The organism is Brevibacillus nigriterrae (genome assembly GCF_049846925.1).
Lineage (GTDB): Bacteria > Bacillota > Bacilli > Brevibacillales > Brevibacillaceae > Brevibacillus_H.
This window is the reverse complement of the sequence record NZ_JBNCMT010000077.1, coordinates 1-1,184: the sequence shown is the minus strand read 5'-3', so window position 1 is coordinate 1,184 and position 1,184 is coordinate 1. Positions and strand designations below refer to the sequence as shown.

The 1,184-nt window shown below is 51.4% G+C and carries 1 protein-coding gene; it reads right to left on the bottom strand.

The genetic code is table 11. The features are described from left to right. Positions 1 to 1,184 (bottom strand): Ig-like domain-containing protein (locus ACPW7N_RS26590; RefSeq protein WP_425654869.1); only part of this gene is annotated, 1,184 nt, incomplete at both ends.

Here is a 1,184-nt window from a genome sequence, read left to right as displayed (position 1 = left end):
GATCGCTGGCAAGCTCGCCACCGCTGTGATGTCCTTTGTCGTCACCGCTTCAGCATCCACCGTCACACTGATGCTCGCTGTTTTGCCGGTTGTATTGGTCACGTTGCTTGGCAAGGGGGTCAACGTTCCTTCTACGGTGAAGGTTTGCGCTGTCTTTTTCGTTGGATCGTAGGTTGTGCTTGCCACATCCCAACTTATGTCTACACTGATTTTGCTGCTGTCGTTTAAAGTGACTTCTACTTCCGTTGGTAATCCCAGGGCCGCCGCTGTTTTGCTCGTACCATTAGCTAGTCCGGTTATTGCTGGCAGGCTCGCCACCGCTGTGATGTCCTTCGTCGTCGCCGCTTCAGCATCCACCGTCACACTGATGCTCGCTGTTTTGCCGGTTGTATTGGTGACATTGCTTGGCAAGGGGGTCAATGTTCCTTCTACGGTGAAGGTTTGCGCTGTCTTTTTCGTTGGATCGTAGGTTGTGCTTGCCACATCCCAACTTATGTCTACACTGATTTTGCTGCTGTCGTTTAAAGTGACTTCTACTTCCGTTGGTAATCCCAGGGCCGCCGCTGTTTTGCTCGTACCATTAGCTAGTCCGGTTATTGCTGGCAGGCTCGCCACCGCTGTGATGTCCTTCGTCGTCGCCGCTTCAGCATCCACCGTCACACTGATGCTCGCTGTTTTGCCGGTTGTATTGGTGACATTGCTTGGCAAGGGGGTCAATGTTCCTTCTACGGTGAAGGTTTGCACTGTCTTTTTCGTTGGATCGTAGGTTGTACTTGCCACACCCCAACTTATGTCTACATTGATTTTGCTGCTGTCGTTTAAAGTGACTTCTACTTCCGTTGGTAATCCCAGGGCCGCCGCTGTTTTGCTCGTACCATTAGCTAGTCCGGTTATTGCTGGCAGGCTCGCCACCGCTGTGATGTCCTTCGTCGTCGCCGCTTCAGCATCCACCGTCACGCTGATGCTCGCAGTTTTGTTTGTTGTATTAGTCACGTTGCTTGGCAGATTGGTTAATGTTCCTGTTACAGTAAACGTCTGCGCTGTCTTTGTTGCTGGATTGTAGGTTGTACTCGCAACATCCCAACTCACGTCCACATTGATTTTACTGCTATCGTCCAAGGTGACTTCTACTTGGGCTGGCACTCCCAGGGCTGCTACTGTTTTGGTCGTACCATTTGCAAGTC